General features: G+C 37.3%; 17 protein-coding genes and 1 other annotated feature. Of the genes, 4 read left to right on the top strand and 13 right to left on the bottom strand.

All coding sequences use genetic code 11. The features are described from left to right. Positions 1 to 146 precede the first annotated feature (146 nt). From pepF to spxA, 4 genes are all read right to left on the bottom strand, one after another. On the bottom strand, positions 147 to 1,958 hold the full coding sequence (pepF, locus tag CJZ72_RS07220; protein WP_081134913.1) for an oligoendopeptidase F: 1,812 nt from the start codon (positions 1,956 to 1,958) through the stop codon (positions 147 to 149). A gap of 96 nt (positions 1,959 to 2,054) precedes the next feature. Next, on the bottom strand, positions 2,055 to 3,068 hold the full coding sequence (locus CJZ72_RS07215; protein ID WP_095443722.1) for a competence protein CoiA: 1,014 nt from the start codon (positions 3,066 to 3,068) through the stop codon (positions 2,055 to 2,057). A gap of 99 nt (positions 3,069 to 3,167) precedes the next feature. Continuing rightward, positions 3,168 to 3,818, bottom strand: coding sequence for an adaptor protein MecA (locus CJZ72_RS07210; RefSeq protein WP_081134910.1), 651 nt, complete (start codon positions 3,816 to 3,818; stop codon positions 3,168 to 3,170). 263 nt (positions 3,819 to 4,081) lie between these two features. Beyond that, entirely contained in the window at positions 4,082 to 4,480 is a 399-nt protein-coding gene (gene spxA, locus CJZ72_RS07205) for a transcriptional regulator SpxA (RefSeq protein ID WP_005877288.1), read from the bottom strand. Positions 4,481 to 5,243: 763 nt separating this feature from the next. Between spxA and CJZ72_RS07200 the strand changes: the two genes are divergently transcribed. Next, the gene (locus tag CJZ72_RS07200) at positions 5,244 to 5,951 is read left to right on the top strand and encodes an HAD family hydrolase (protein ID WP_005877290.1); all 708 of its coding nucleotides are present in this window, start codon (positions 5,244 to 5,246) and stop codon (positions 5,949 to 5,951) included. A 178-nt stretch (positions 5,952 to 6,129) separates the two neighbouring features. Here the strand turns inward: CJZ72_RS07200 and CJZ72_RS07195 are convergent, their stop codons facing one another. The 4 genes from CJZ72_RS07195 to CJZ72_RS07180 all read right to left on the bottom strand — a co-directional run bounded on the left by CJZ72_RS07195 (position 6,130) and on the right by CJZ72_RS07180 (position 14,549). After that, positions 6,130 to 9,324 carry a DEAD/DEAH box helicase gene (locus CJZ72_RS07195; RefSeq protein ID WP_081134908.1) on the bottom strand — a complete coding sequence of 1,065 codons (3,195 nt, stop codon included), beginning with the start codon at positions 9,322 to 9,324 and terminating at the stop codon, positions 6,130 to 6,132. Positions 9,325 to 9,341: 17 nt separating this feature from the next. Beyond that, positions 9,342 to 12,473 carry an AAA family ATPase gene (locus CJZ72_RS07190; protein WP_095443721.1) on the bottom strand — a complete coding sequence of 1,044 codons (3,132 nt, stop codon included), beginning with the start codon at positions 12,471 to 12,473 and terminating at the stop codon, positions 9,342 to 9,344. A 6-nt stretch (positions 12,474 to 12,479) separates the two neighbouring features. Next, the gene (locus CJZ72_RS07185; protein WP_081134904.1) at positions 12,480 to 13,601 is read right to left on the bottom strand and encodes an exonuclease SbcCD subunit D; all 1,122 of its coding nucleotides are present in this window, start codon (positions 13,599 to 13,601) and stop codon (positions 12,480 to 12,482) included. A 321-nt stretch (positions 13,602 to 13,922) separates the two neighbouring features. Continuing rightward, positions 13,923 to 14,549, bottom strand: coding sequence for a lysophospholipid acyltransferase family protein (locus CJZ72_RS07180; protein WP_005877298.1), 627 nt, complete (start codon positions 14,547 to 14,549; stop codon positions 13,923 to 13,925). A gap of 128 nt (positions 14,550 to 14,677) precedes the next feature. Between CJZ72_RS07180 and CJZ72_RS07175 the strand changes: the two genes are divergently transcribed. Continuing rightward, complete coding sequence (locus CJZ72_RS07175) at positions 14,678 to 15,412, top strand: tRNA1(Val) (adenine(37)-N6)-methyltransferase (RefSeq protein ID WP_081134903.1); 735 nt, start codon at positions 14,678 to 14,680, stop codon at positions 15,410 to 15,412. Then, a complete protein-coding gene (locus CJZ72_RS07170) occupies positions 15,402 to 15,689 on the top strand; it encodes a GIY-YIG nuclease family protein (protein WP_081134901.1) in 288 nt (95 codons plus the stop codon). Before CJZ72_RS07175 ends, CJZ72_RS07170 begins: the two co-directional genes overlap by 11 nt. A 277-nt stretch (positions 15,690 to 15,966) precedes the next feature. Here the strand turns inward: CJZ72_RS07170 and CJZ72_RS07165 are convergent, their stop codons facing one another. From CJZ72_RS07165 to hisS, 4 genes are all read right to left on the bottom strand, one after another. Continuing rightward, complete coding sequence (locus CJZ72_RS07165) at positions 15,967 to 17,901, bottom strand: acyltransferase family protein (RefSeq protein ID WP_081134900.1); 1,935 nt, start codon at positions 17,899 to 17,901, stop codon at positions 15,967 to 15,969. Between the two features lie 247 nt (positions 17,902 to 18,148). Beyond that, positions 18,149 to 19,024, bottom strand: a complete 876-nt coding sequence (locus tag CJZ72_RS07160; protein WP_005877306.1) for a YitT family protein — start codon at positions 19,022 to 19,024, stop codon at positions 18,149 to 18,151. A gap of 399 nt (positions 19,025 to 19,423) precedes the next feature. Continuing rightward, a complete protein-coding gene (gene aspS / locus CJZ72_RS07155) occupies positions 19,424 to 21,190 on the bottom strand; it encodes an aspartate--tRNA ligase (protein ID WP_081134898.1) in 1,767 nt (588 codons plus the stop codon). A gap of 14 nt (positions 21,191 to 21,204) precedes the next feature. Beyond that, on the bottom strand, positions 21,205 to 22,497 hold the full coding sequence (gene hisS / locus CJZ72_RS07150; protein ID WP_081134897.1) for a histidine--tRNA ligase: 1,293 nt from the start codon (positions 22,495 to 22,497) through the stop codon (positions 21,205 to 21,207). 55 nt (positions 22,498 to 22,552) lie between these two features. Beyond that, positions 22,553 to 22,761 (bottom strand) — a binding site (T-box leader). Between the two features lie 192 nt (positions 22,762 to 22,953). Between hisS and CJZ72_RS07140 the strand changes: the two genes are divergently transcribed. Then, the gene (locus CJZ72_RS07140) at positions 22,954 to 23,904 is read left to right on the top strand and encodes an aldo/keto reductase (protein WP_081134895.1); all 951 of its coding nucleotides are present in this window, start codon (positions 22,954 to 22,956) and stop codon (positions 23,902 to 23,904) included. 468 nt (positions 23,905 to 24,372) lie between these two features. Here the strand turns inward: CJZ72_RS07140 and dtd are convergent, their stop codons facing one another. After that, entirely contained in the window at positions 24,373 to 24,819 is a 447-nt protein-coding gene (gene dtd / locus CJZ72_RS07135) for a D-aminoacyl-tRNA deacylase (protein WP_005877314.1), read from the bottom strand. Between the last annotated feature and the right edge of the window lie 7 nt (positions 24,820 to 24,826).

Raw genomic sequence — 24,826 nt, 5'->3', positions numbered from 1 at the left:
CAAATAAATCGATAGCCAATCCGGCAAGAAATTTGCATGTATCTTTCTTCTTTCTCGGAGTTAGCCTCTTCTGCCACAACCTCTTTTCGTTCAATATCATTCCTTCTCATTCAAAAAAGAATGATTGGCGAAAAGTAAACAGCTGCTTATAATTTTTCTACTAATTCTTCTAGTTCATTCAAGCGTTTTTCAAATATGACCATTGCATCTTCGATATAATTTGCTTTCGTCATATCGACACCCGCTTTTTTCATTACTTCAACGGGATAATCACTACTTCCAGACTTCAGATAAGTAAGGTAGTTTTCTAATGCTTGTGGTTCTTTCGTCCAGATTTTCTTCGCTAAAGCAGAGGCAGCTGAAAATCCAGTCGAATATTGATAAACATAGTAATTGTAATAGAAATGAGGGATACGTGACCATTCATACTTGATTTCTGGATCTTCTTCTACAGCTGGTCCATAATATTTAGTATTCAGTTTCCCATAATTTTCACTCAAGTATTCACTTGTCAACGGAATACCTTTTGCATCCTCTTCATGCATAAAATGTTCAAATTCTGCAAATTGAGTTTGACGGAATATCGTACCTTTGAATCCATCAAGGTAATGATTCAAAACATACGCCCGTACTCGAGGATCTTCTTCTGTTTCCAACAAGTACTCCGTTAAAATATTTTCATTCGTTGTTGATGCAATTTCAGCTAAGAAAATCGGATAATCCCCATACACATAAGGTTGGTTTGAACGAGTGAAGTAACTGTGGACACTATGTCCCATTTCATGTACCAATGTAAATAGTTGATCCAAGGCATCATGCCAATTCAATAGAATGTATGGATTTGTATCATAGCTTCCTGAAGAATACGCGCCACTACGTTTGCCTTTATTTTCTATTACATCGATCCAACGCTCTGAAAAGGCTTTTTCAACGACTGTCAGATATTCTTCACCCATTGGTTTTAAGGCTTCCAATGCTTTTGCTTTTGCTTCTTCATAGGTAAACTTGATTGGTGCTTCACCTAGAACTGGTGTATATAGATCGTACATGTGTAGTTTGTCTACCCCTAAAAGACGTTTACGAACAGACATATAACGGTGTAATAATGGCAAGTTTTTATTGACAACTTCCACTAATGTATCATACACGCTTTCTGGAACATGGTTGTTACTTAAAGAAGCTTCACGAGCTGACTTGTAATGACGGATTTTTGCTTTATAATTATGGCCTTTGATATGCGCACTCAACGTAGATGCAAATGTATTTTTAAATTGTTCATATACACTGAAAAAACCTTTGAATGCTGCTTCGCGAACATTGCGATCCGTACTTTCCATTAACTGTCTGTAAACACCGTGAGAAAGTTGGATTGCTTTTCCATTCTCATCTGTGATCGTAGGAAACTCTAGATCAGCATTGTTCAATACCGCAAAGATATCACTAGAAGCACCAAATATTTCACCTGCTCCTGCAAGTAAAGATTCTTGTTCAGCAGACAGGACATGCGCTCTATTATCTACCATTTGTTGGATATAATGGCGATAAAGTTCTAGTTTTGGTTCTTGTTCAAAGTACTGCCAGATTTGGTCATCTGAAAGTTGAAGTACTTCTGGTTCGTACCACGAAATAGCTTCACTCACTTTTGCTAATAAACTGCCAGATCGGGCATACAATGCTTGATAGGTTGTATTTGCAGTATCTTGATCATTTTTCATACTAGAATAAACATAGATCCGTTCGATTTTTCGATAAACATCTAAAACAAATTCAAGTGCATCCAAAAATTCTGTGGCACTATTTGCCAAAGTCCCTTTATATTTATCAGAATTTTTTAATTCTTCAGTCAATTTTTCATAAGCCTGATCGAATTCTTGATCGTTTGCAAAGATTTTCGTTAAGTCCCATGTTAGTTCTTCAGGTAATTCTTCTCTTTTTGGTAATTTGGTCGTTTCACTCATTGAATACACTCCTTTTTTTCATTCCTATCGCATCTTTTTTACAATCAAGATGTTCACCTTCATAGCACTAGCTATTGAAGTCCATTTTAGCACAACTTAATTCGGTTTACACATAGAATATAGGCGACATTCTTCATAAAATGAAGAATAAATGATTGATTCCCTAACAAGGGGGAATTGCCAGCTTTTTTTATACGCAAAAAGTTTTTGTAACCATCTTAGGTATCGCCCATAATTGCTTTTATGTGCCTCCCTAATAGAAACCTCCTCGTACAAGATTCGATAAAGAAATACTAACTCTTTAAAATAGAAGAAAAAGTAACTATCACGATACATCCAATCTGGTAAATACAGCAAGTGCCTTTGATAGGTGTAGCAGATACCTTGTAACTTGATATATTTAGGATGTCGCGAAAATAGTTGCTGCTGCAGCCATCTTTTATAGGTTACTCTTTTAGATAATATTTCAGGTTTTATCTCGCCAACGGTTTCATTAAAAAGCTTTGGCAGTACACCACTGAAAAACAACCACGATTTTTTTTCATAGGTGATTTTACCATTGATCGTTTCTTTCATATGATAACGCAGAATCAATTGTCTCTTTTTCCAGTCCAATTGCCATAGATGAAGCCCACAACTTTCATTAAATGCACAAAAGCGTTTTTCGATCATCGTCAATTTTTTATTTTTTAAAAAGTTGTTTCCTATGATCCACCACACTCCATAGCCATTTTTTTGATATGTGTTAGTTCGCTCTTCAAATCTTCTGTATGGTAATGTGGAACACTGAATTTCTATTGCTAATGTTTCGTAAAGAACATCCGGTCTTTGACGAATTTTCGGTAAGTATCCCTCTAGATGAATCACTGAATTTGTTGAATGTCGCTGAAGCCAATCGAACACGACTTGTTTTAAGTTTAGGTGTTCTTCCGTTTCGCCTTCACTAAAACCAGTACATACTTTACGGCTTTTATGCGCAAAGTGCGCACTTTTTTGTTTCCCAGTTTTTAAAATCACCCGCCCTTGACACACCGGACAAAAAAGCAAATGCTCTTTCGTCACTTTTTGAGCAGGAAACTGTTTTCCCTTCTTATCGATGGCATAAAGCATTATTCTCACCTCCAAAAAAACATACGCAAAAAAGGATCTGATCTTTCGGATCAAATCCTTCTTATCTATTCCAAACAGGTGGAGAAATTTTATTTTTGATCAAGCAAAATAAAATCGTGTTCGTTCTAATGCATTTCTTTCCATAATGAGTTTGGCATACTCATTCAGTGTTTCATTTGTACGATCGCTTTTTTCTGCGTACTCCAAAACGCGTGCAATTTGGTTTTCAACGTCCATTTGGGATAAATTTTCCATCCAAAAATGAACCACTAAGTAGTACACATCATCTAATAGGTAGATATCCGTCCACGCTGATTCTAGTTCTACATTATTCGCCAATTGAATCATTTGTTCAAAGTCGTCAAAAGCAAAAATTGCTTGGTGTTCAATTTCATCGGAAATGCGTTCGTCCGATTCTTCTACTTCATTATTCAGAATTTGTTGTTGAATAAACTCAGTCACATCATCAGAATCCAACGAATTTTCATCATTTTGGAGCATTTCTTCATTCGGAAGATTTTTGCTGATAAAAAGTTCTAAGCCATCTCCTTTTGGCAACACCTGAAAAGTAACAGCCTCACTGCTGCGAAACTCATCTTCAATATCCACTTCTTCCAGAATACTATAGAAAAAGTTTTCAATTTCTCTATGGTTTCCTAGTAGGTCCAAAAATGAGACTCCTCGCTCTTCTAAGTCTTCATGCCCAATCATTACTCGTATTGTGTTTTCGTTAATATGTTCCATTTCCATTTTGCTACACCTCACTTTGCCACAACAGTCAATATACCTTCATTGTATCGAAATAAGCTTAAATGTAAAGAAAAATAATTATCGCTTAAAAACAAACTAAATTTTTTCCATTTACTTGACACTCTTGGCAAATCCCTCTTCTTTTCTCTCATGCTACCATCCAAAAAATGATTTCTTTTTTAGTATTCCATCTGTTGATCATAAGGATATAAAAAAAAACTTAGAAAAACTATTTGAAAGTTTTTCTAAGTTAAGATTTTTTTCTATAAACCAGCCATCAATTGTGCTTGACGCAATTCTAACTGACGTACATCTCGTGGTAAGAAACGACGGATTTCATCTTCATTAAAACCAACTTGCAGACGTTTGTCATCGATCATGATTGGACGACGCAACAATCCAGGGTTATTTTGTACAAGTTCCAATAATTCTTGCAACGGTAATTCATCAAGATCCATGTTTAGTTTTTGGAAAACTTTAGATCGTGTTGAAATAATTTCTTCTGTGCCATCTTCTGTCATTTGTAAGATTGCTTTTAATTCTGAACTGTTTAGAGGTTCAGAGAAGATATTACGTTCAACAAATGGAATCTGATGTTCTTGCAACCACGCACGAGCCTTTCTGCAGGAAGTACAACTTGGGGAAGTATATAGTGTTAACAACGTGCACCACTCCTTTTTGTGGCTATTGCCACTTTTTTGTAACAGAAGATCATTATAATCTTCCATCTGTTTCTATTATACATAATCAACTTTTAAATAGCTACCTTTTTTCATAAATTTTTTTTAAAAAATGAAAGTTATCTAAGATTTATATTCCGTAAAACCAGCGTTTAGACCTTGGTTAACCATTTAAAAATGAGAGTTTTCAAATCTAATTCAAATGAACAAAAACAGTGAAACAGCTATTAAATCTGTATCATTATTTTATACGAGCTACTATTAGGTAGCGTTTTCATTAGAAGAATTATGTTTTTTATTTATTTTTATCCAAAATAATCTTGATTTACAAGTACAGATTAGAATTAATATAACGCTTATTTTCTCAATAATACAACTGATTTTTTTTATTGCTGGATGTATCATACAGAATAAAATTTACTTATTTTTGCATATTATCGTTATTTTATTTTTTAATTAATTTATTTTTTCTGTATTAGAAAAACAAGTGTAACTGTAAATATACCCTTTCTTGAATTAAAATTCTTGATCGACTTTAGTCAATAATGATTAGTTTGTTCATCAAACTATGAATCATTTTTCTATTTTTAGTGAAAAAAACTGAAATTTAAAAACCTTATCCTGTCAACTAATTTGAAATATAGTAATAAAAACCTTTATTTAACAAGCTTTTAAAGCTTATTTTTCTGTTACAATAGTCGAGGATTTGTGAAAAAAATGATGAAAACCGAAAGGCGTGTAAAATTTGATTAAATCAGTTGTGTTTGATGTTGATGATACGATGTACGATCAGCAACAACCATTTAGAAATGCGGTAAAAAGAGTCGTTCCGCTTGTTTCGGATGAAGATATGCATCCATTATATATCCGTTTCCGCCATCATAGTGACGAAAATTTTCCTAAAGTAATGGCAGGTAATTGGACATTGGAATACATGCGAGCACACCGGATCAGTCAATCACTCAAAGATTTGGACTATCCCCATATCACTGAAAAAGATGGCCTTTATTTCCAACAAGTTTATGAAGAAGAGTTAGATAATATTTGTCTTCATAAAGAAGTAAAGAAAACATTGGATTTTTTGAAAACAAAAGATGTTCCTCTTGGAATCATCACAAACGGCCCTACTGATCATCAAACAAAAAAATTGAATCAGCTTCAATTAAAAAAATGGATTCCTGCTGAAAACATGATCGTTTCTCAAGCAACAGGTTATCAAAAACCTGAAAAAGAAATTTTTCAACTCGCTGAAAAGCAATTCAATATGACAGCATGTGAAACATTATATGTTGGCGATAACTACGATAACGATGTGCTAGGCGCAAAAAAAGCTGACTGGCAAGCTCTTTGGTTCAACCATCGCGAACGAAGAATTGATGAATCACCAACTTGCGACATCGAAATCACCTCTTTTGATCAATTGTTAGAAACAATGCAAGCTATCTTTAGCTGATGTCGTTATCCTAACTTTATAACGCAAAAAATAAGCCAAATAATCTTTAAAATAGCATTTGCAAGCCAAAAGATAGTCACTCTATCATTTGATTGCACTTCGGGAAAGCTATTTTAGATTATTTGGCTTCATTCATTTTAGTAACTTGTCTTCTAAATCTAACAGTTTATGATACTTCCTATTCTTCCAATTCTCCAACACTGAGGATCATACGAATATCTTCTTCTGTTAATTTAGTCAATTGTTCCTCATTCCCTTGGATGACTTTTTGGAATAATTCTCGTTTCTCTTGTTGCAGAGAATCCATTCGTTCCTCGATCGTTCCTTCTGCGATCATTCGCCACACTTCAACGACATTCTTTTGGCCGATTCGATGGGCTCTACCAGCTGCTTGTTCCTCAATTGCTGGATTCCACCATAAATCGTAAAGAATCACGGTATCTGCACCAGTCAGGTTCAATCCAGTCCCTCCTGCTTTTAACGAAATCAAGAAAACATCTCTTTCTCCTTCATTAAACGCATCGACCATCGTTAAACGATCTTGCGGCTTAGTACTTCCTCTCAAATAGAATGTGGAAAGTCCTAATTCAGCTAATTCCTCTTGCAAAATTGTCAACATTCCTGTGAATTGTGAAAACAATAGGACACGACGATTATTTTCTTTTGCTGCTACAAGTAGATCTTTTACTTGCTCTAATTTGCCAGAACCACCTTGATAATCATCAATGAATAAACGCGGATCACAGCAGATCTGTCGTAATCGAGTCAGTCCTGCTAAAATACCGATTCGATTCTTTTTGAATGTTTCAGAATCCATTGAGGTGATTTCTTCTCTCATTTGACGCAGATAGGCTAGATATACCGTTTTTTGTTCTTCAGTCAATGCTGAGTAAAGGTTCATCTCCGTTTTTTCAGGTAAGTCTTTGAGTACCGTTTGTTTATCGCGGCGTAATACAAATGGCCGGATCATCTTCGCAATTTCTTCCGGAGTCAATTCCCTAAATCGTGTTTTGTTCGGGAAAAATCCTGGCATGATTGTCGCAAAAAGTGACCATAATTCTTCTAAGTTATTTTCGATTGGTGTCCCACTCAACGCAAATCGTTGTGGAATACTTAGTTCTCGTAGAGCTTGAGCGGTCTTTGTACTACTATTTTTAACCATTTGTGCTTCATCTAATATCAGATAGTTGATTGTTTTTTCTTGGTAATCTGCTAGATCTTGCCTCAAACTTGCATAGGATGTCACTCTTATATCTGCTTCAAGTGATAATAGCTCTTCACGTTCTTTTTTGTTGCCGTTGATCACTTGGATACTTAAAGAAGGCGCAAATTTTTTCACTTCTGCTTGCCAGTTGTAGATCAAACTTGCTGGTGCAACGATCAAGGCAGATAGATTTCCTTTTTCTTCTTTTTCAGAAAGTAAGTACGCAATCGTCTGCAACGTTTTCCCAAGTCCCATTTCATCTGCTAAGATTCCGCCAAATTGATAGTTTCCTAACATTTTTAACCATTTAAACCCTTGTTTTTGGTAATCTCTGAGCTCAGCATGCAATGTTTCAGGTAATTCTACATGGTATTGTTCCGGTTGGATCAGATCCTGGATCATTTTTTGGAATGAATCACTAAAGGTTGCATTACTACCTGACAATTTATCTTGGATGATCAATCCTTGATTTTTCGGTAGATGTATCGTCCCTGAATCTGAGCGGATCGACTCTCTAAATTGTTGTAATACTTGACTGGTTTGTTGGAATTCTTCTGAATCAAATGATAATACTTGACCATTTTCGAGGGTATAAAAAGCATCATTACGTAATAAACTTTGTAAAACTTGGTCAATCTCATGTTCATTGATCCCCGTCACGTCAAATCGTATATCTAACCACGAGCTTGTTTCTTCTACCTCTATTTTTGGTTGATGTCGCTGCGCGTCTAAGTACAATTCACGAAGCTTTTTACCAAGTCTGACTTCACCAAATTGACGGAAAACTGCCAATTCTGTACGGAAAAAAGCATACAATTCTTCGCCTGATGGCAAAGCACGTTCATAACCAGTTTCATTTTTTCGGTAACGATACATCTTGAGTAAATCCAGAACTCGTTGTTCTTGTGCTTTATCCCTCAATACTTCTGAAGAATCCCCAGCACTCACTTCATGTTTTGCATCGGTTGAAAAAATCACTTTATCATAAACGAAATCAACACGTGTTTGTATCTTTCCTTTTGATTTACGGAAGTAAAAAACAAAGTCAACAGGAATATCCGTCACTTCTGCTTTCACTTCATCAGCTACCTCTACCTCACCAACCTCGGAAAGTAACGGAATGATCTCTTTAAATAAAGAAGAAAGCTCTTTTTTCTCAAATAATACTTCTGGTTCTGTAAATCTTCGCATGAGTTGTTTCCAAGTTAAATAGACAGCTTGCTGCTGCTTATTTAATGAATAAAAAGTGCCTTGGATCATTCCCCACTGGTAATGTGTCAAAAATAAATCAAAATCATTTTGTGCAACTAATCGATAAGACTCATTTTGCTTTGTCACTGTGAATACCAATGGTTTCTCATTCTCAGAAAATTGGATGCCTTGAAACTTCAACTCATTGATTTGCACTTGCAAGCGTGTCGTTTGATTCATCTGTGACAGCAACGATTTAGCTTGTTCGATCGGCAATAGTAGAAAACGTTTATCAAGTTTTCCTTTCACTTGCATCCCACTTGAGCCTAAAAGAAGTTGCGTTTGCGCACAACCTGCTAATTGAGATAAAATCTCCTGATCCTCACTCTGGAACGCACGATGATCTAACTGAAATTGATACTGCTTATTAACGGTATAGTTCTCATTTTCAGTAAAGGATTGAAGAAAATCAAAAATATTTTTGACGATATATGTTTTCTTTGGATTATCTAAATAACCAATACGTAAATAGAGCGCTAAGATAGCTAATTCTGGGTGATAATGATTTGTTTCGATTGCCTCTACCTGATATTCAACAATCAAGGGTTGTATTCTTTGAGCAGTATTTTTGATTTTAAGCCGCGAAAATCCTTTTGATAAGATCTCTCCCTCACTACTTCTTTTCACTGGTTCGATCATTGCCTGATCTGCTTGAATGATTCGTGAAAGATTCTTGGATCGCAAGTACAACTCCACTGCCACAGTATGCTTACAATACTTATGCTCTTCCCAGTAAGGACATTGACAAAAATCAACTTCTTTTGCTGTGCCATCCAAATCCACCATGTATAGTTCACTACCTAAAACTTCTGCATGCCATACTTTTTCTTCTTGGTCAGGGACTACCGATAACACCCGTCCTTCTTGCAGGTACTGACGTCCTCTTGCAATGACTTTTTCCGGTATACTCCATTTCATCGTTGTTCATCCCCCTATTATCCAAGATGATAGCGTACCTTACTTTGGCCACTACCTTCTGTACTGATTCTTATTTGTTGTACAACTCTTTCCTTTAATTCCCTTACATGGCTGATGATACCAATCATTCGTCCTTCACTTTCAATCGTTTCCAATGCCTCGATAGCCATTTCAAGTGCTTCTTCATCTAAAGAACCAAAACCTTCATCAATAAATAGGGCCTCAATGGTTACTCCACCTGTTTGTGCTTGGATCACTTCGGCTAACGCTAAGGCTAATGAAAGCGCGGCAATAAAACTTTCCCCACCTGAGAGAGTATGCGCACCTCGAGACATCCCCGCTTCATCATCGTAGATATTGATTTCAAGACCCGTTTTACCACGATAACTACCTACTTCTTCGGCTAACTCAAATTGATACCGATTTTTTGTTAGACGTTGCAACTGTGAGTTTGCCACTTGAAGTACTTCTTGCAAGTAAACTTGTAGCACATATCTCTCTAAGCTAGTCTTTCGAGGATTCTCACCATTGATCGTTTGTGCAAGTTGTTGCAGTTCGATCAGTTCATCTAACTGTTTCTGACTGGTTTGATAAATCGAAGAAAACTCCTCAATAATCTGTTGATTTTGATTCTTTTGTTCTTGCCAACGATAGCAACTTTCTTGCTGTTTCGTTACTTCTTCTTTTATTCTTTCTAATTGTTCCTTCAAATCATTTAAATCCTGAAGCTCTTCTTCCAGAGAAATCGTTGCTAGTTGTGCAAGTCGGTCCTCTACAATCAAGCGTTCTTCTTCATAGGCATTGGTGACTTGAACTGCTTCATTGTATACTTCTTCTTGTTGCACAAAAGAAAGAATCTCCTCAGTTTCTTTGAAGTAGTCCTGCTCCTTCATTTTTTCTGAGATTTTCTCTTGGATGCTTTCAAGTTTTTGATCATTTTTTTTCTGCTGTTCATGGATCGTATCAATCTGTGTTTTCAATAAGTTGATTTCTTGTGAATAACTAAGACCTTGTTCCATTTCTTTCGATAGCCGCTGCGTTTTTGAAGCGATTTGTTCTTCTAAGTATTTGACGTCCGCCGATAATGTATGGGTATCGATCTTTTCCAACTGCTTGGCCAAACTGGCTGATTCGCCTTGTGTTTGTTGGATTTTCTCTTTATTTTGATCAATGTATTGTTCGATTTCTTTTAACCTATCCGTGATTTCTGGTAATTTCTCCAGTATTTCTTGTTGGGCTTTCTTTACCTGTGCAATGACACTTATCTGAGCCGTTAAATCACGGTCGATTTCCTTTAAGGATACAACAAGATCGCTCACCTTCGCAAATATGAAAGTTTTTTTGATTTTCGTTTTCAATATTTCTTCGTTTTTAGCGATTTCTTCTCTCTTGGCTGAACACCATTCAGTAAGCTTTGTTAGTTGCTCAGAAATTTTCGTTCGATCTGCTTCGTTTCGACCAATTTCTTGATGGATTTGATCGATCACTGATTCTGTTTGCGCTAATTTTTGTTCAAGTGCCACGATTTCTTCTTTTTCTGGTAGCTCATGCCGATCCTGTTGATTAGGATGTTCTGTCGCCCCGCATACTGGACAAGGTTGTCCTGGAAGTAATAATAGCTGTAGTCGTGCAATTTGTTGGCTCGCCCACTGACTTTTCAAGCGGTCTAACAATTCTGTCTGTTGACTTAAATACTCTTGGTTTGCTTCATACTGACTTTTGATCTCATTTAACTGTACTCGATAACTTTCGATCTGTTCTTTCTTTTCGTTCCATTGTTCGATCATCTCTTGATGTTTTTCATGTTCTTGGCGGAGTTTTTCATAATGAAGTCGATTTTCTTGTAGCTCCTCTTGTTCTGCCAGTTGTTCTTGGATTTTTTGTTGTTCCAATAGGATCTGCGCTTCTTCTTGGCTGATGACTCTTTTTTTCTCATGCAGCGCTTGCTCTTCCTCTTGTAACTCTTTTAGGTCTACTTGCTTTTGTTGCCATTGATCAGCGATCGGCAACAATATTTTTTTCTCCTGAAAATCTTTAGATAACCCGTCGATTTCTTTTTGGAGAGCCATTCGTTCTTCTTCTTGTTCTAACCATTTTTTGTAGAGCTGCTCTTTATGCGTAAGTTGTTCGAAATAAGCTCTTTCTTTTGTTGCCATTTCAAGCTGATCACTTACATATTCATGACTTCTTGCTATAGTATCCTGTAATTTTTGGGCAAATTCATATTGTTTGATCCATTGCCTTTTTTCAACGATTACTGTCTCTTTTTCGTCTAATTCTTTTTTTCGTTGAATCAATCTTGTTTTTTCTTTGTAGCTTTTATTCAAAGATTCTGAGCGGTAATAATCATTTTCTATTTGTTTTTGTTGCTCTTGTAATTTCAAAAGTTTGGCTTTTTCAGCCAAGATGATTTCTTCAAGTGCTGTCTGTTCATGCTGCCAAAGAGCAATCGTTTCTTCATAACTCACGTTTTCAGTTGGCTCTTCATTCATCATCACAAAACGTTTTCGAAGCAATGTTAGTTCTTGTTCCAGATGGTCCAACTTTTGCTGTTGTAACTTTGCCTTTTCTTTCAATTGTTCATTAAATTGCTGAAAGAATTGTGAACCAAATAAATTACGGAGAACCCCTTCTTTTTCACTACTTGAAGAAATCAAAAAATTACGAAATTCGCCTTGCGGTAATAACACGATTTGCGAGAACTGCTTCGCATCCAGATTCAGTAATTCTTTGATCAATTGATCGACTTCACTACGCTTCGTGTACTGTTTGATTTCTTTGCCTTTCTCATCAAAAATCGTTAATGACACTTTAGCAGCTTGCTTCCGATTACCATTGCCTTTACGTTTCGCAAGCACCTGTTCTGGTTTTCGTTCTATTTCGTAACTCATCTGCTGATGTTCAAAAGAAAACAAGACACTCGTTTCCTCTTCCGGTGTTGCAAAAAGGGAACGCATTTCTTTAGCTGAACGGATTTTACCCGAAGTTTCGCCAAATAGTGCGTAGGTCATACCATCAAAAATCGTTGTCTTTCCTGCACCTGTTTTACCTGTGATCAAGAAAAGCGGTGCATCCGTAAGTTTAGAAAAATCAATGGTCTCATCAATAAATGGACCAAAATTTTTTAATGTTAATTTTTTAGGTTTCATTATTGATCATTCCGTTTCCGTAAGTTCTTGTAATGTTTCTGTCAGCCACTGGTTTTGTTTTTCTGTCAATTCTTCATTTGTCATCTCTTTGAAGAATCCCTGCACTAATTTTTGCGGATCTTTGGTCACCACTTTTTTCGAATTCCTTTTTACTTGAACTTCACGACCATTTGATCTTTCTACCCCTAGGATCCTCGGATAGATTTTTCGTAGTTGGTTCATCATATTCGGAATGATCGTTCGGTCTTCCAAATAAATCTGTACATAATTTTCTCGATTGATTTTCTGATAAAATGTTGGATCTAACAATTCTTTGAAGGTTGCAGTGATTTCTTCGATTTCAAATAGCGGCGTCAACTCGCGAAAAGTTAAAGATAATTCTTCCTCCAGATCAACGATCCACACGCCCTTTTGCTGATTGATTTCTGAAAGAGAAAATTTTAGTGGAGAACCGCTATAACGAGCGTTTTTTTGATGCAACGCTGACTTATTGTGCAAATGTCCTAATCCCACATAATCGAAGGGTTCAAGTAGTTCTCCAGGGACCGCATCTAGCCCGCCAACTTCGATCTTTGTTTCCGAATCCGATTTTGTACTTCCCATGACACAAAAATGACTAATCAGTATATGTTTTTTATTCGGATCAAATGCTTCTTGCATTCGGTCCACTACTTTTTCAATGGCTTGTTGAATCGTCTTGATCGTGTCATCTTCAAAATAGATTCTTGCCGCTATCGGTTCAAAATAAGGCAATAAAAAAAATTGACTGTTTTTAAATTCGATCGGTTGAAATGATTCTTCAAATCGTGTCTGTAAAAAATAATTGGAATGACTAAACCAAGGCGTTCCCGCAGATAAACGGATATTACTATCATGGTTTCCTGAGATCGCAAAAATCGGGAATTTTTCGTGCAAGTTCCACTCGACCATCAACTCATTGAAAACTTCGATAGCATCAACAGCAGGCACGCTTCGATCATACAAATCACCTGCAATAACGATCGCATCCACTTTTTCTTCTTTTGCAATTTCTAAAATTTGTGCCAGTACATATTTTTGATCTTCAATCAAATCATAGCCTTGTAATTTTTTCCCTATATGCCAATCGGCTGTATGTAAAAAACGCATCTCATCACCTCAAAAAATGTCCTTCTGACTATTATAACACTTCCATTAACTACATGACACCTGTGATATTTTGTGAAAGACGTAAAAAGGAATATGGGACAAATCTAAAAAATCTGTTTTGCTACAGACTCTCGGATAAACGGTGAGAGCAGAAGCAACTCCTTCGGAAATAAACGGCGTCCAAAAGTCAGGTTTTTCGGAAATTTCAAAAAAAAAACAAGCAATACAAAAAACGTATTGCTCGTTTTTCTCTCCAATTTCTCCAACCTAAACGACTTTTGCCTCGACGTTTTTGGATGAATCATTTCTACACTTGTTAGATCAATCTTTCTTTTGGATCTCATACTTGAAATCAGGATTGACTTCTTTATCTAAACGATCAAATGCAGCTTGTGTTCGACGTTCGATTTCCGCCATTCCTTCTTTATCTGTTTTTTTGATATCTGATAAATCGATCGGTTCGCCAAAGCGGACGGTCACACGTTTTCGTTTGAATAAATCGCCTAAAGTAAGCGGACCTTGATAGACTGCTGGAACGATTTTTGCTTTTGACATTCTAGAGATCAACGCCATACCGCCTTTAAGCTCCGTTGCATGCCTTGTTCCACTCGGAAACATGATCAACCCTAGATTCGTTGATTTCAGAATCTTGACTGGTGTTTTGATTACACTTGGACCTGGGTTATCTCTTTTTACTGGAAATGCGTTGGAATGAGTCAAAATAAAACGTAATACTGGATTTTTGAATAGCTCTTCTTTTGCCATAAAGCTAAACTCTTTTGGCGCAGCCGCCACAGCAAGATACAAGGGATCCCACCACGTACGGTGCGGAGCAACTAGTATGTAATTCTCATCTTGTGGCAATACTTCTTTATTTTCATATCGAGCATTTCCGTTGACCAAAGCTAAAATCACGCGGACAATCCCTCTCATAAATCGATAAAACATAGTCTCTTCCTTTCTGTGCTTATGGTCATAGTATGCCTAAATTCATTTGACTTTACAAGCTACCTTTGTTCTTTTTTATAAAAATAGTATAATACAAACAATTAGTTTTTTCATTTTGGAGGGAATCTATGCTTCACGAATACGAACGAATCGACCAATTATATGCGGAGGATATCAAAATCATCCAAAGCTCAGAAGTTTTCTCTTTTTCTTTAGATGCTGTTTTACTCGCTAATTTTGCACGAGTACCAAAAAAAGGACAAATCGTTGACCTCTGCGCTGGGAATGGAGCTGTGGGGCTGTTTTTAAGTAAGCGGACTAACGCCCACATCGATGCAATCGAACTCCAACCACGACTGGCAGATATGGCAAGGCGAAGTATCGCTTTAAATCAACTCGAAAAGCAAATGACGATCCATACAATTGATTTAAAAGACAGCCTTTCTGTTGTACGTCACAATTCATGTGATCTGGTTGTCTGCAATCCACCTTATTTCAAGGGATTACCCACGAATAAAAAAAATCCTAATGAACATCTGGCAATAGCTCGTCATGAAATCTATACCACCTTGGAAGAAGTCATTTCGATCTCTAGTAAGCTTTTAAAAACAAATGGCAGATTTGTGATGGTCCATCGACCAGATCGCTTTTTGGAAATCATAAAAGTAATGGAGAAACAGCGAATCGCTCCCAAAAAAATCCAGTTCGTCTACCCTAAAACTGGGAAAGAAGCAAACATTTTATTAGTTGAGGGAATCAAAGAAGGAAAATTAGATGGATTCAAAGTAGCTCCCCCTTTGACTACCTATGATTCAAGTGGTGAATACACTGCGGAAATACGTGCGATGCTTTATGGCCAATGAACACTACTTTTATGTTTTGTATTGCAAGGACCACACATTTTACGGGGGCTACACGACTGATTTGACTAGAAGACTAGGAGAACACAATCGTGGTGTTGGAGCTAAATACACACGATTGCAAAAACGTCGTCCTGTCAAAATGATCCATGCCGAAGTTTTCGCTTCTCGCAGTGAAGCAACAAAAGCTGAGGCAGCTTTCAAAAAATTAACTCGTCTACAAAAAGAGCGCTACTTAACTTCTCACTCTTCTTGTCCCCTACCAGAAGAAAGCAAGTAAATCAGATGCTCTTTTCTGACTTTGTGAGAATCCTGATCCTATTGATTTCAAGACGCCAATTCAATGTACCTAATCAGGTGATTTGAGCTCGTATTCAAATAAAAAAAGAGCATGGACAAAAGTATTCCTACTTTTGTTCATGCTCTAAAAACGAACGGTAGAATCAGAAGCTACTCCTTCGAATAATAAGTTGACATCTACAAAAATCTGAAAAGCAATTTTCGTGAATCCCTTCTTAATTCTCGGAGTGAAATTCTTCTATTCCGGTTTCTTCTTACTATTGTTCATTTATATTGTTTCCACTGGTAGAAACATCTGTATTACTATTTCCATTGGTTGTATCTTTCGTTGTTTTCGTGTCTGTTTTACTTTTACCTAGCATCGTTTCACTGACCAGATGGATATAGTGTTTCATTCCTTCTGGGTTTGGGTGGACCTGATCATCGTAGAACCAGTCACTATGGCCATTACTATAGTCATACCAATCAATCAAAGTGAGGTTGTCATACTTCTTCGCCATATCCGCTAGCATCGCATTTACATCATTTTGCCAACGTTTCGTAGGTACGCGAACGTTTACCCAGTAAACTTTGCGATCACCTAGAGCGCTCATGATGGTATCGAATTGAGCTTCCGTAAATGCTCCATTTGTACCAAGTCCGATCAATACAGTATCTTTTAACAGATTTTGTTTTTTAAGTTCTTCAATGTATGGTTCACTCGCATAAAGTTGGCGACCAACATCTCCATCCACAACGACCTGCGGATATACCTCTTTCAAATCTGTTGCTGCATCTAGCATAACAGAGTCTCCGAAAGCAGTCAGTTGCAATTTTTGTGCTTTCTTCCCTTGCTCTACAGTTAGCTCGTACTTATCAAGAATTGCTTGATCCACTGTCCCGTCATTCTTTTCAGAATCTTTTTGGCTTTCTTCTGCCAATTTTTTACTCTCAGCAATTTTTGCTTGTAACTGTTTCTGGTCTGCTGTCACTGAGTCTTTTGGCGCAGTCACAAAACCAACTAAAGCAACGATAACTACCAAAGTTGCAGGGATAAGCCATGGTTTTTGTTTGCTGATGATCGGTGTTTTGAACCAACCTTTGACTACTTGAAGTGTTCTACTGTAATCAAATCGAGCTAATGGTCGTTCAATATAGCGATATGACAATTCACTGATGATCAAAATCAAGGATATCTCGATCACCGTGTGAATCAAGACATGATCGGCAATATCTGACACTTTTGCTTCATAAAAAATCATCACTGGAAATTGATATAAATAGATTCCGTAGCTTCTTTTTCCGATCCATGTAAATACTGGATTTGTCAGCCAACGATCTAAACTTGCACCGGGATGAGCCGTTACGGCAACTAAGATGACACAAAAGATGGTTACTAAGAACATCCCACCATAATAGACAAAACTATAATGATCATCTAAGAAGAAAAAGAAAAGGATTAATGCAAGTAACGAAATCAATCCCGCTAGATTCAAAATACGTTTTGCTTGCTTTGGAATATTTTTCTTTAAGCGCGTACTCGGCCAGACAAACGCAAGAGCGCTTCCCATCCAGATAGAGAATAGACGTGTATCGGTTCCATAATACACACGTGTAGGATCACCACCTGGAGTGTACAAGATCATCATCAAGATTGCTGATAAAACAGAGGTCCCTAAAACCGTATAGAAAATCCATTTTCTTTTACGAACAAAAACCATCAATAAAACAAAAATGACCGGCCAGATCAGATAGTTCTGTGCTTCTACTGCCAACGACCAAATGTGTGTAAACGGGGATTCATTGGCGAATCGATCAAAATAAGATAGTCCATTGTTGATTTGCCACCAGTTATTGACATAGAGCAAACTACTTACAACGACCCCTCGCAGATTGTTCAATAACCCTCGTTGAAATAAGGTGATGTACGCCGATGCAGTAATCAATAGAAATGCTAAGCCGGGGTAGAGCCGTTTCATTCGCCGGACATAAAATTGCCAAATGTTGATTTTTCCATTTTGTTCCCATTCTTGTCGCAACAAATCAGTAATCAGGTAACCTGATACAACAAAAAATATTGGAACACCCAAGTAGCCGCCTTTCATACTGGTTGGTAATAAATGGTATAAAATGACCCCTACAACGGCTAAAGAGCGAATACCATCAAAGCCAGTAATATAGCGACTTTTTTTTAACCTTTTCTTTTTTTCCATTCAATATTCCAACTTTTCATAAACTTTTTTCATTCATAATATACGTGTGTTAAGTGAAAATAGCAAAATAAATTCCAGCCATTTTACTATTTTTCCTATCATCCCATAAACTTAAAAAAAAAGAACATATTTTTAATAATTTTAACAAAATTTCAAAAATAACGATAGCAATCAAGAAGAACTTCTTTCATAGAAAATGCCGTAAACAGCCTTACGACTGTCTACAGCGTTTTATTCGTTGTTCACTCTAAATACCATCTTCATAAAATCGCCCAAGGATCTGGACGTTTTCCGCGATACTAACGAACGCATGCGGATCAGAGGCTTTCATTGCTTCTCTCAATAGTGGTAATTCATATCGTGTCACAATAGTCATCAATACAGTTTGTTTGTCATGCTTATATGCACCTTCTGCTTCATTGATGATCGTGATTCCGCGACGCATGCATTTTTGGATTTCATTGACCACTTTTTCTGGATGTTTTGTTACGATCATTACTTGCATTTTCTTTTGTTTCGTGTAGACAACATCCGTGACCTTTCCACTGACAAAAATAGAAAGCGTACTATAGAACATGTACTGCCATCCAAAAAGAAGTCCTGCCACAAACACGATCATCGCATTGAAATAAATCGAAATGGAGCCAATAGATTTACCAGTTTTCTTACGAATTGTGATACTTACGATATCCAATCCGCCAGAAGATATCCCATTCCTTAAAACTAGGCCGATACCCAGTCCCATAACAGCTCCACCAAATAACGCACAAATGATTGGATCAGTTGAAAGAACAGTTTGCGGTAAAATATGGATAAAAAGCGAAGTCAAAGTTACAGTGATAAAGGTAAAAATAGTAAACTTCTTTCCGATTTTTAACCAAGCCAAGATGAATAACGGAACATTCAAGAGATAAAGAGTTGTTGATACTGGTACTTCAAAACCAATCAATGATTTCGATAAAGTCGTCAGTATTTGAGCTAATCCCGTAATACCACTTGAATAGATATGCCCAGGTTGATAAAAGAAGTTTAGTGCTACAGATGCAATCAATGCATACACGATAGATGCCGAAAGTTTGGTCGTATAATCATGGTACGTCCAATTTTCGAAAGTTTTTTTCATGAAAAAGCCTCACTTTATATGTTATGGCTTAATTATAAAGGGTTTTAGAATTAAATCAAGAAAACATCGACACAAAAAAGCGGCTAGAACCAAAGGAATATACTCCCGAAAAAAATAAGCAAGAATTGACGAAAATCACTGTTCAAATCTTTGAAAATCTCGACTTCTCTCAAGCAGATTTCTTCTTATCGCTTATGTTTCTCCATATCGTTTACTCAAAAAAGAGAGTGGACAAACAATCTTGTCTCACCCTCTAAAAGAAGTTTTGAAAAAGCAGCTCAATTCCAATAATAAGCAAGAAAGAATTTTGTTCAACGACTTTTCATTGTTGAAAAACTTCTAGCTTATTTCTAAGAGTTTGCTTTCCCGCGACACACATGCTTCTCGTTTTAATTACATTTATTCTACACTTGTTACGTCAATATTCAAATCGAACAATTGTGCATCGGAAACGGTACTTGGTGCGTCACTCATTACATCTGCAGCTTTTCCGTTTTTAGGGAATGCGATTACTTCACGAATATTTTCTTCACCAGCAAGTAGCATGACGAAACGATCTAGTCCTAGAGCGATACCGCCGTGTGGAGGGAATCCGTAATCTAAAGCTGTCAATAGGAAGCCAAACTGTTCTTCCATTTGTTCTTGAGAAAATCCTAATGTTTTTAATACTTTTTCTTGTAATTCGCGTGTGTGGATACGGATAGAACCACCGCCCAATTCGTAGCCATTCAAAACGATATCATACGCTTCTGCATATACTTGTCCTGGATCAGTACTTAATAATTCTACGTCTTCTGCTTTAGGCATTGTAAATGGATGGTGCGCAGAGACATACCGTCCTTCTTCTTCTGAATATTCAAATTGAGGCCATTCTGTGATCCATAAGAAATTGAATTTTGATTCATCGATCAAGCCTAATTCTTTCCCTAAACGAGAACGGATCGCACCTAGAGTTGCTGCAACGATCTCTTTCTTATCCGCACCAAACAATAGGATATCGCCGACTTCAGCGTTTGTTGCTGCAACGATTGATTCCGTTGCATCACCCATGAATTTAGCGATTGGTCCTTTCAATCCATCTTCTTCCACTTTTAGCCATGCCAAGCCTTTTGCACCGAATTGACTAGCATACTGACCAAGATTATCTAAATCTTTACGGGAATACTTACTTGCAGCATTCTTCGCATTCAGAACTTTCACCACGCCGCCTTTTTCAAGTGCCATTTGGAATACTTTAAAATCAACATCTTTCACGATATTGCTCAAATCGATCAATTCCATGTCAAAACGTGTATCTGGTTTATCACTCCCATAACGGTCCATCGCTTCATCATACGTCATACGAGGAAATGGTAAAGTCACATCGATGCCACGAACATCTTTCATTACTTTGGCAATCAATCCTTCCGTATACGTTTGGATTTCTTCAGTTGTTAAGAAAGTTGTTTCGATATCGACTTGGGTAAACTCAGGTTGGCGGTCACCACGTAAGTCTTCATCACGGAAACAACGAACAATTTGGTAATACCGGTCAAAACCAGCATTCATCAGTAATTGTTTAAATAATTGTGGAGATTGTGGCAGCGCATAGAAATGGCCTGCATGGACACGAGAAGGGACTAGATAGTCACGCGCTCCTTCTGGTGTTGATTTACCTAGATATGGTGTTTCGATATCTAAGAAGTCGTTATCATCTAAATAGTGACGGATTGCTTTCGTTGTTTCATTGCGCATTTTGATATTTTTTGTCATTTTTGGACGACGCAAATCCAAATAACGGTATTTCATACGGATTTCGTCACCGACTGTTTGATCATCTTCGATTAAAAATGGTGGTGTTTTTGCTTTATTCAAAATAACGATCTCGCTAGCAAATACTTCAAATTCACCTGTTACCATTTTTGGATTGATTGCTAGTTCTTCACGTTTTTTCACAACACCAGTGATCTCAATGACATATTCACTACGACATTTGTCAGCGATTTCCCATGCTTCTTTGTTTACTTCCGGGTTAAAGACGATTTGGACGATTCCTTCACGGTCACGTAGATCAATAAAAATCACGCCTCCAAGATCCCGGCGTTTTTGGACCCACCCTTTTAATGTGACAGTTTGATCTAATTCTTTTTCAGATACCAAACCACAATATGTTGTTCTTTGTGTCATTTTTTCATTTCCTCCTACTCGAATAAAGTCATTTCATCATAGACTTCATCAAAATGTTCATAAACTTCTGTTAATGGGAAGCTTTTTTCTTTTCTATTTGCCATGGCTTTAACAGTCACTGTCTGATTTTCCAATTCATCTGCTCCAATGACTAAAACCAATTTTGCATTTGCTTTATCTGCCGTTTTGAATTGGGCTTTTGCTTTACGATTCATGAAGTCACGATCCGCAGAAAAGCCGAAATTCCGAATTACTTGTACGAGCTTCAATGCTTCGATGTTTGTTTCTTCACCTAACGCTACAACATAGGCATCTAATTCATTAAATGCAGGGATCACTACTTCTTCTGCTTCCATTGTCAACAGCAAGCGCTCGATACCCATCGCAAACCCAAATCCAGGTGTTTCTGGACCACCTAACTCTTCGACAAGATTGTCATAACGACCTCCTGCGCAAATCGTTGCTTGAGCGCCCATTTTTGGTGCATCACTCATGATTTCAAAAATCGTATGTGTGTAATAATCTAAACCACGTACCATATTATGATCGATTTCATAAGGAATATCCAATGCGTCTAGCATTGTCACCACTGTATCGAAGTGTTTTTGGGCTGACTCGCTTAGAAAGTCCAAAATAGAAGGTGCTTCTGCTACAAATCGTTGATCGCGTTTGTCCTTGCTATCTAGTACACGCAAAGGATTTTCGTGTAGTCTTCGTTTTGAATCTTCACTTAATTGCTCTTCAAAGGGAACAAGATAGTCGATCAAGGCTTGACGATATGCTTGACGTGTTTCTTTGTCTCCTAAAGAATTAATGACTAAACGGATTTGATTGATTCCTAATTGTTTGAAGAAATCAAGTGCCATCACCATGCTTTCAACATCAGTCGCTGGGTTTTCAGAGCCAAACGCTTCTACGCCGATTTGATGGAATTGACGCAGTCTCCCTTTTTGCGGACGTTCATAGCGAAACATTGGTCCCATGTAAAAAGTTTTATACGGTTTTGCGTACTCTGGTCCAAATAACTTGTGTTCGACAAAAGACCGCACGATTGGAGCTGTTCCTTCTGGTCGAAGGGTCACATGTCTTTCACCTTTATCATAGAAATCATACATTTCTTTTGACACAATATCCGTCGTATCACCGACACTTCGAGAAATCACTTCATAATGTTCAAAGATAGGCGTGCGGATTTCATTATATTGATAATCTCTAAATAACAAGCGGGCAGTTTCTTCTACAAATTGCCATTTTTCTGACTCACCAGGTAAAATATCATTTGTTCCTTTTGGTCTTTGGAAACTCATTTTTTTCTCTCCTTTTATTTTCTATGTAAAAAAAAATCCGCCCTCGTTCATCTTGAACAAGGGCGAATGACTAATTCATACACGGTACCACCTAATTTTGAAAGATTGCTCTTTCCTCTTACGATTAACGCTCGTACACGGAACGGCTTTTCACACGTTCATCTCCAGAGTGTCTTTCAGAATCGCCCCTTTAGATCATTCTCAGCCCAGATGATCCTCTCTTGTAAAGTCTCAGAAACCTACTCGCTCTTTCATCGATATTTTCAATATTAACTATAACCTACTAAAAACAAGTCTTAAAGTCAAGTAAAATCGAAAGAATAGGTCAGAAACACCAAAGAAATTTATGCCGAACAACTATATTCCATGACACTTTTTCATTTTCCTTTCAGAAAGACCTTTTAGTTCAGCTTTTTCCAATTTTGTTTTAGACTAGACGAAAAGGAGGCCTGTACAATGGCAGAAATAAGAATCGGACACTCACAAGTTTACGCAGAACAACTTGGATTAGGGGCAAACGCTGTAGGTGGTCACAATCTCTTTACTGGCTTAGAAGATGAAACTGGAAAACAAGTTGTTCGCACTGCTTTAAATAATGGGATCAACTTGATCGATACAGCATTTGCTTATGGTAATGGTCGTTCAGAAGAGTTGATTGGTGAAGTCTTACGAGAAGAAGAATATGATCGCTCGCGTATTGTGATTGCAACGAAAGCAGCACATGTACCAAATAAGAAAGGTGTTTTTGATAACTCCCCAGAATTTTTGACGCAGTCGGTCGAAGATGCGCTACGCCGTTTGCAAACAGATTACATCGATATTTTTTATATCCATTTTCCAGATGATCATACACCTAAAAATGAAGCAATTGCAGCATTACACCAACTAAAAGAAGCTGGTAAGATTCGCGCGATCGGTGTTTCTAACTTCTCACTAGAACAGTTGAAAGAAGCCAATTTAGATGGCTATGTAGATGTTGTGGAAGATAAGTTCAGTTTGATCTATCGAGAAGCGGAAAAAGAATTGTTTCCTTATCTTAAAGAAAACGACATCAGCTTCGTACCTTACTTCCCACTTGCTTCTGGATTGTTGACTGGCAAGTATCATCTAAATAGTCCCCAAGAATTTGGTGCTCATGACCCAAGAAAAAATAGACCTGATTTTCAGGGCGAACGTTTTGAAAAGATCATTCAAGCTGTGGATCAACTTCATCCGTTGGCTGAAAAATATCAAGCAACAATCGCACAACTTGTGTTAGCTTGGTATATGAAGAATCCACGGATCTCTGTTGTCATACCAGGCGCAAAAAGACCGGAACAAGTTGCGGATAATGCTCGAGCGTTGGATCTCCATTTATCGAATGAAGATTACCAAACAATCGACCAACTATTTCAACAGTTTAAATAATCAAACCTAATCCACTAAAAAACAGCTGATGGCTACTAGTTAAGAATAAATGGAACCTTCTCTATTTATCTTGCTAAAGTAGCTATTCAGCTATTTTTATTGTTTTTTAACAATGTCTGCAGAAACGATTGGCTCAGAAGTATTCCGTGATTCCCTCCAAGTTCTACTCTAGTTCTAGTATCAAAAAAGCAAAGTGACTAAGATAAGCTGCCCTGTTCGATGTAAAAAAAAGTCGATACTCTTGAAAATCACTGCCTGATTTTTCAAGTTTACCGACTTATCGAATATAGAAGAGGTTGGGACAGAAGTGTTTAACTCCGAGAAATAAGAAGAAATTCACGAAAATTGCTTTTCAAATTTTTGTGAATTTCGGCTTATTTAAGAAGGAGTTGCTTCTGCTCCCACCGTTTCGTTTTTAAAGAATGAGACAAAAGTGTTTCTTACTTTTGTCCCACTCTCTCTTCTGCACTATTTGTTTTGCGAATCAATAATGATCGTCACTGGTCCGTCATTTACCAGTGAAACAGCCATATCTGCACCAAATTTTCCTGTTGCTACAGGAATGCCTCTTTGCTTGATTCCTTCATTGAACGCTTCGTAGAGCGGAATTGCCGTTTCTGGTCGTGCTGCTGCAATAAAACTTGGACGGTTTCCCTTCTTCGTGTCTGCAAAGAGCGTAAATTGTGAGATACTCAGTAGCTCTCCTTGAATATCTTCGATACTTCGATTCATTTTTCCTTGTTCATCTTCAAAGATACGCAGTTGTGCAACTTTTTTTACTAAATAGTCGACATCCGCTTGCGTATCTCCCTCATGGACACCTAATAAAACGACTAATCCACGTTCGATTTTACCAACTTCCTGTTGCTCAATGGAAACAGAAGCTTTACTTGCACGTTGGATCACTGCTTTCATACTTGTA

It is taken from the genome of Enterococcus durans (assembly GCF_002277935.1).
Classification (GTDB): domain Bacteria; phylum Bacillota; class Bacilli; order Lactobacillales; family Enterococcaceae; genus Enterococcus_B; species Enterococcus_B durans.
This window is presented reverse-complemented; position numbering and strand designations above follow the sequence as displayed.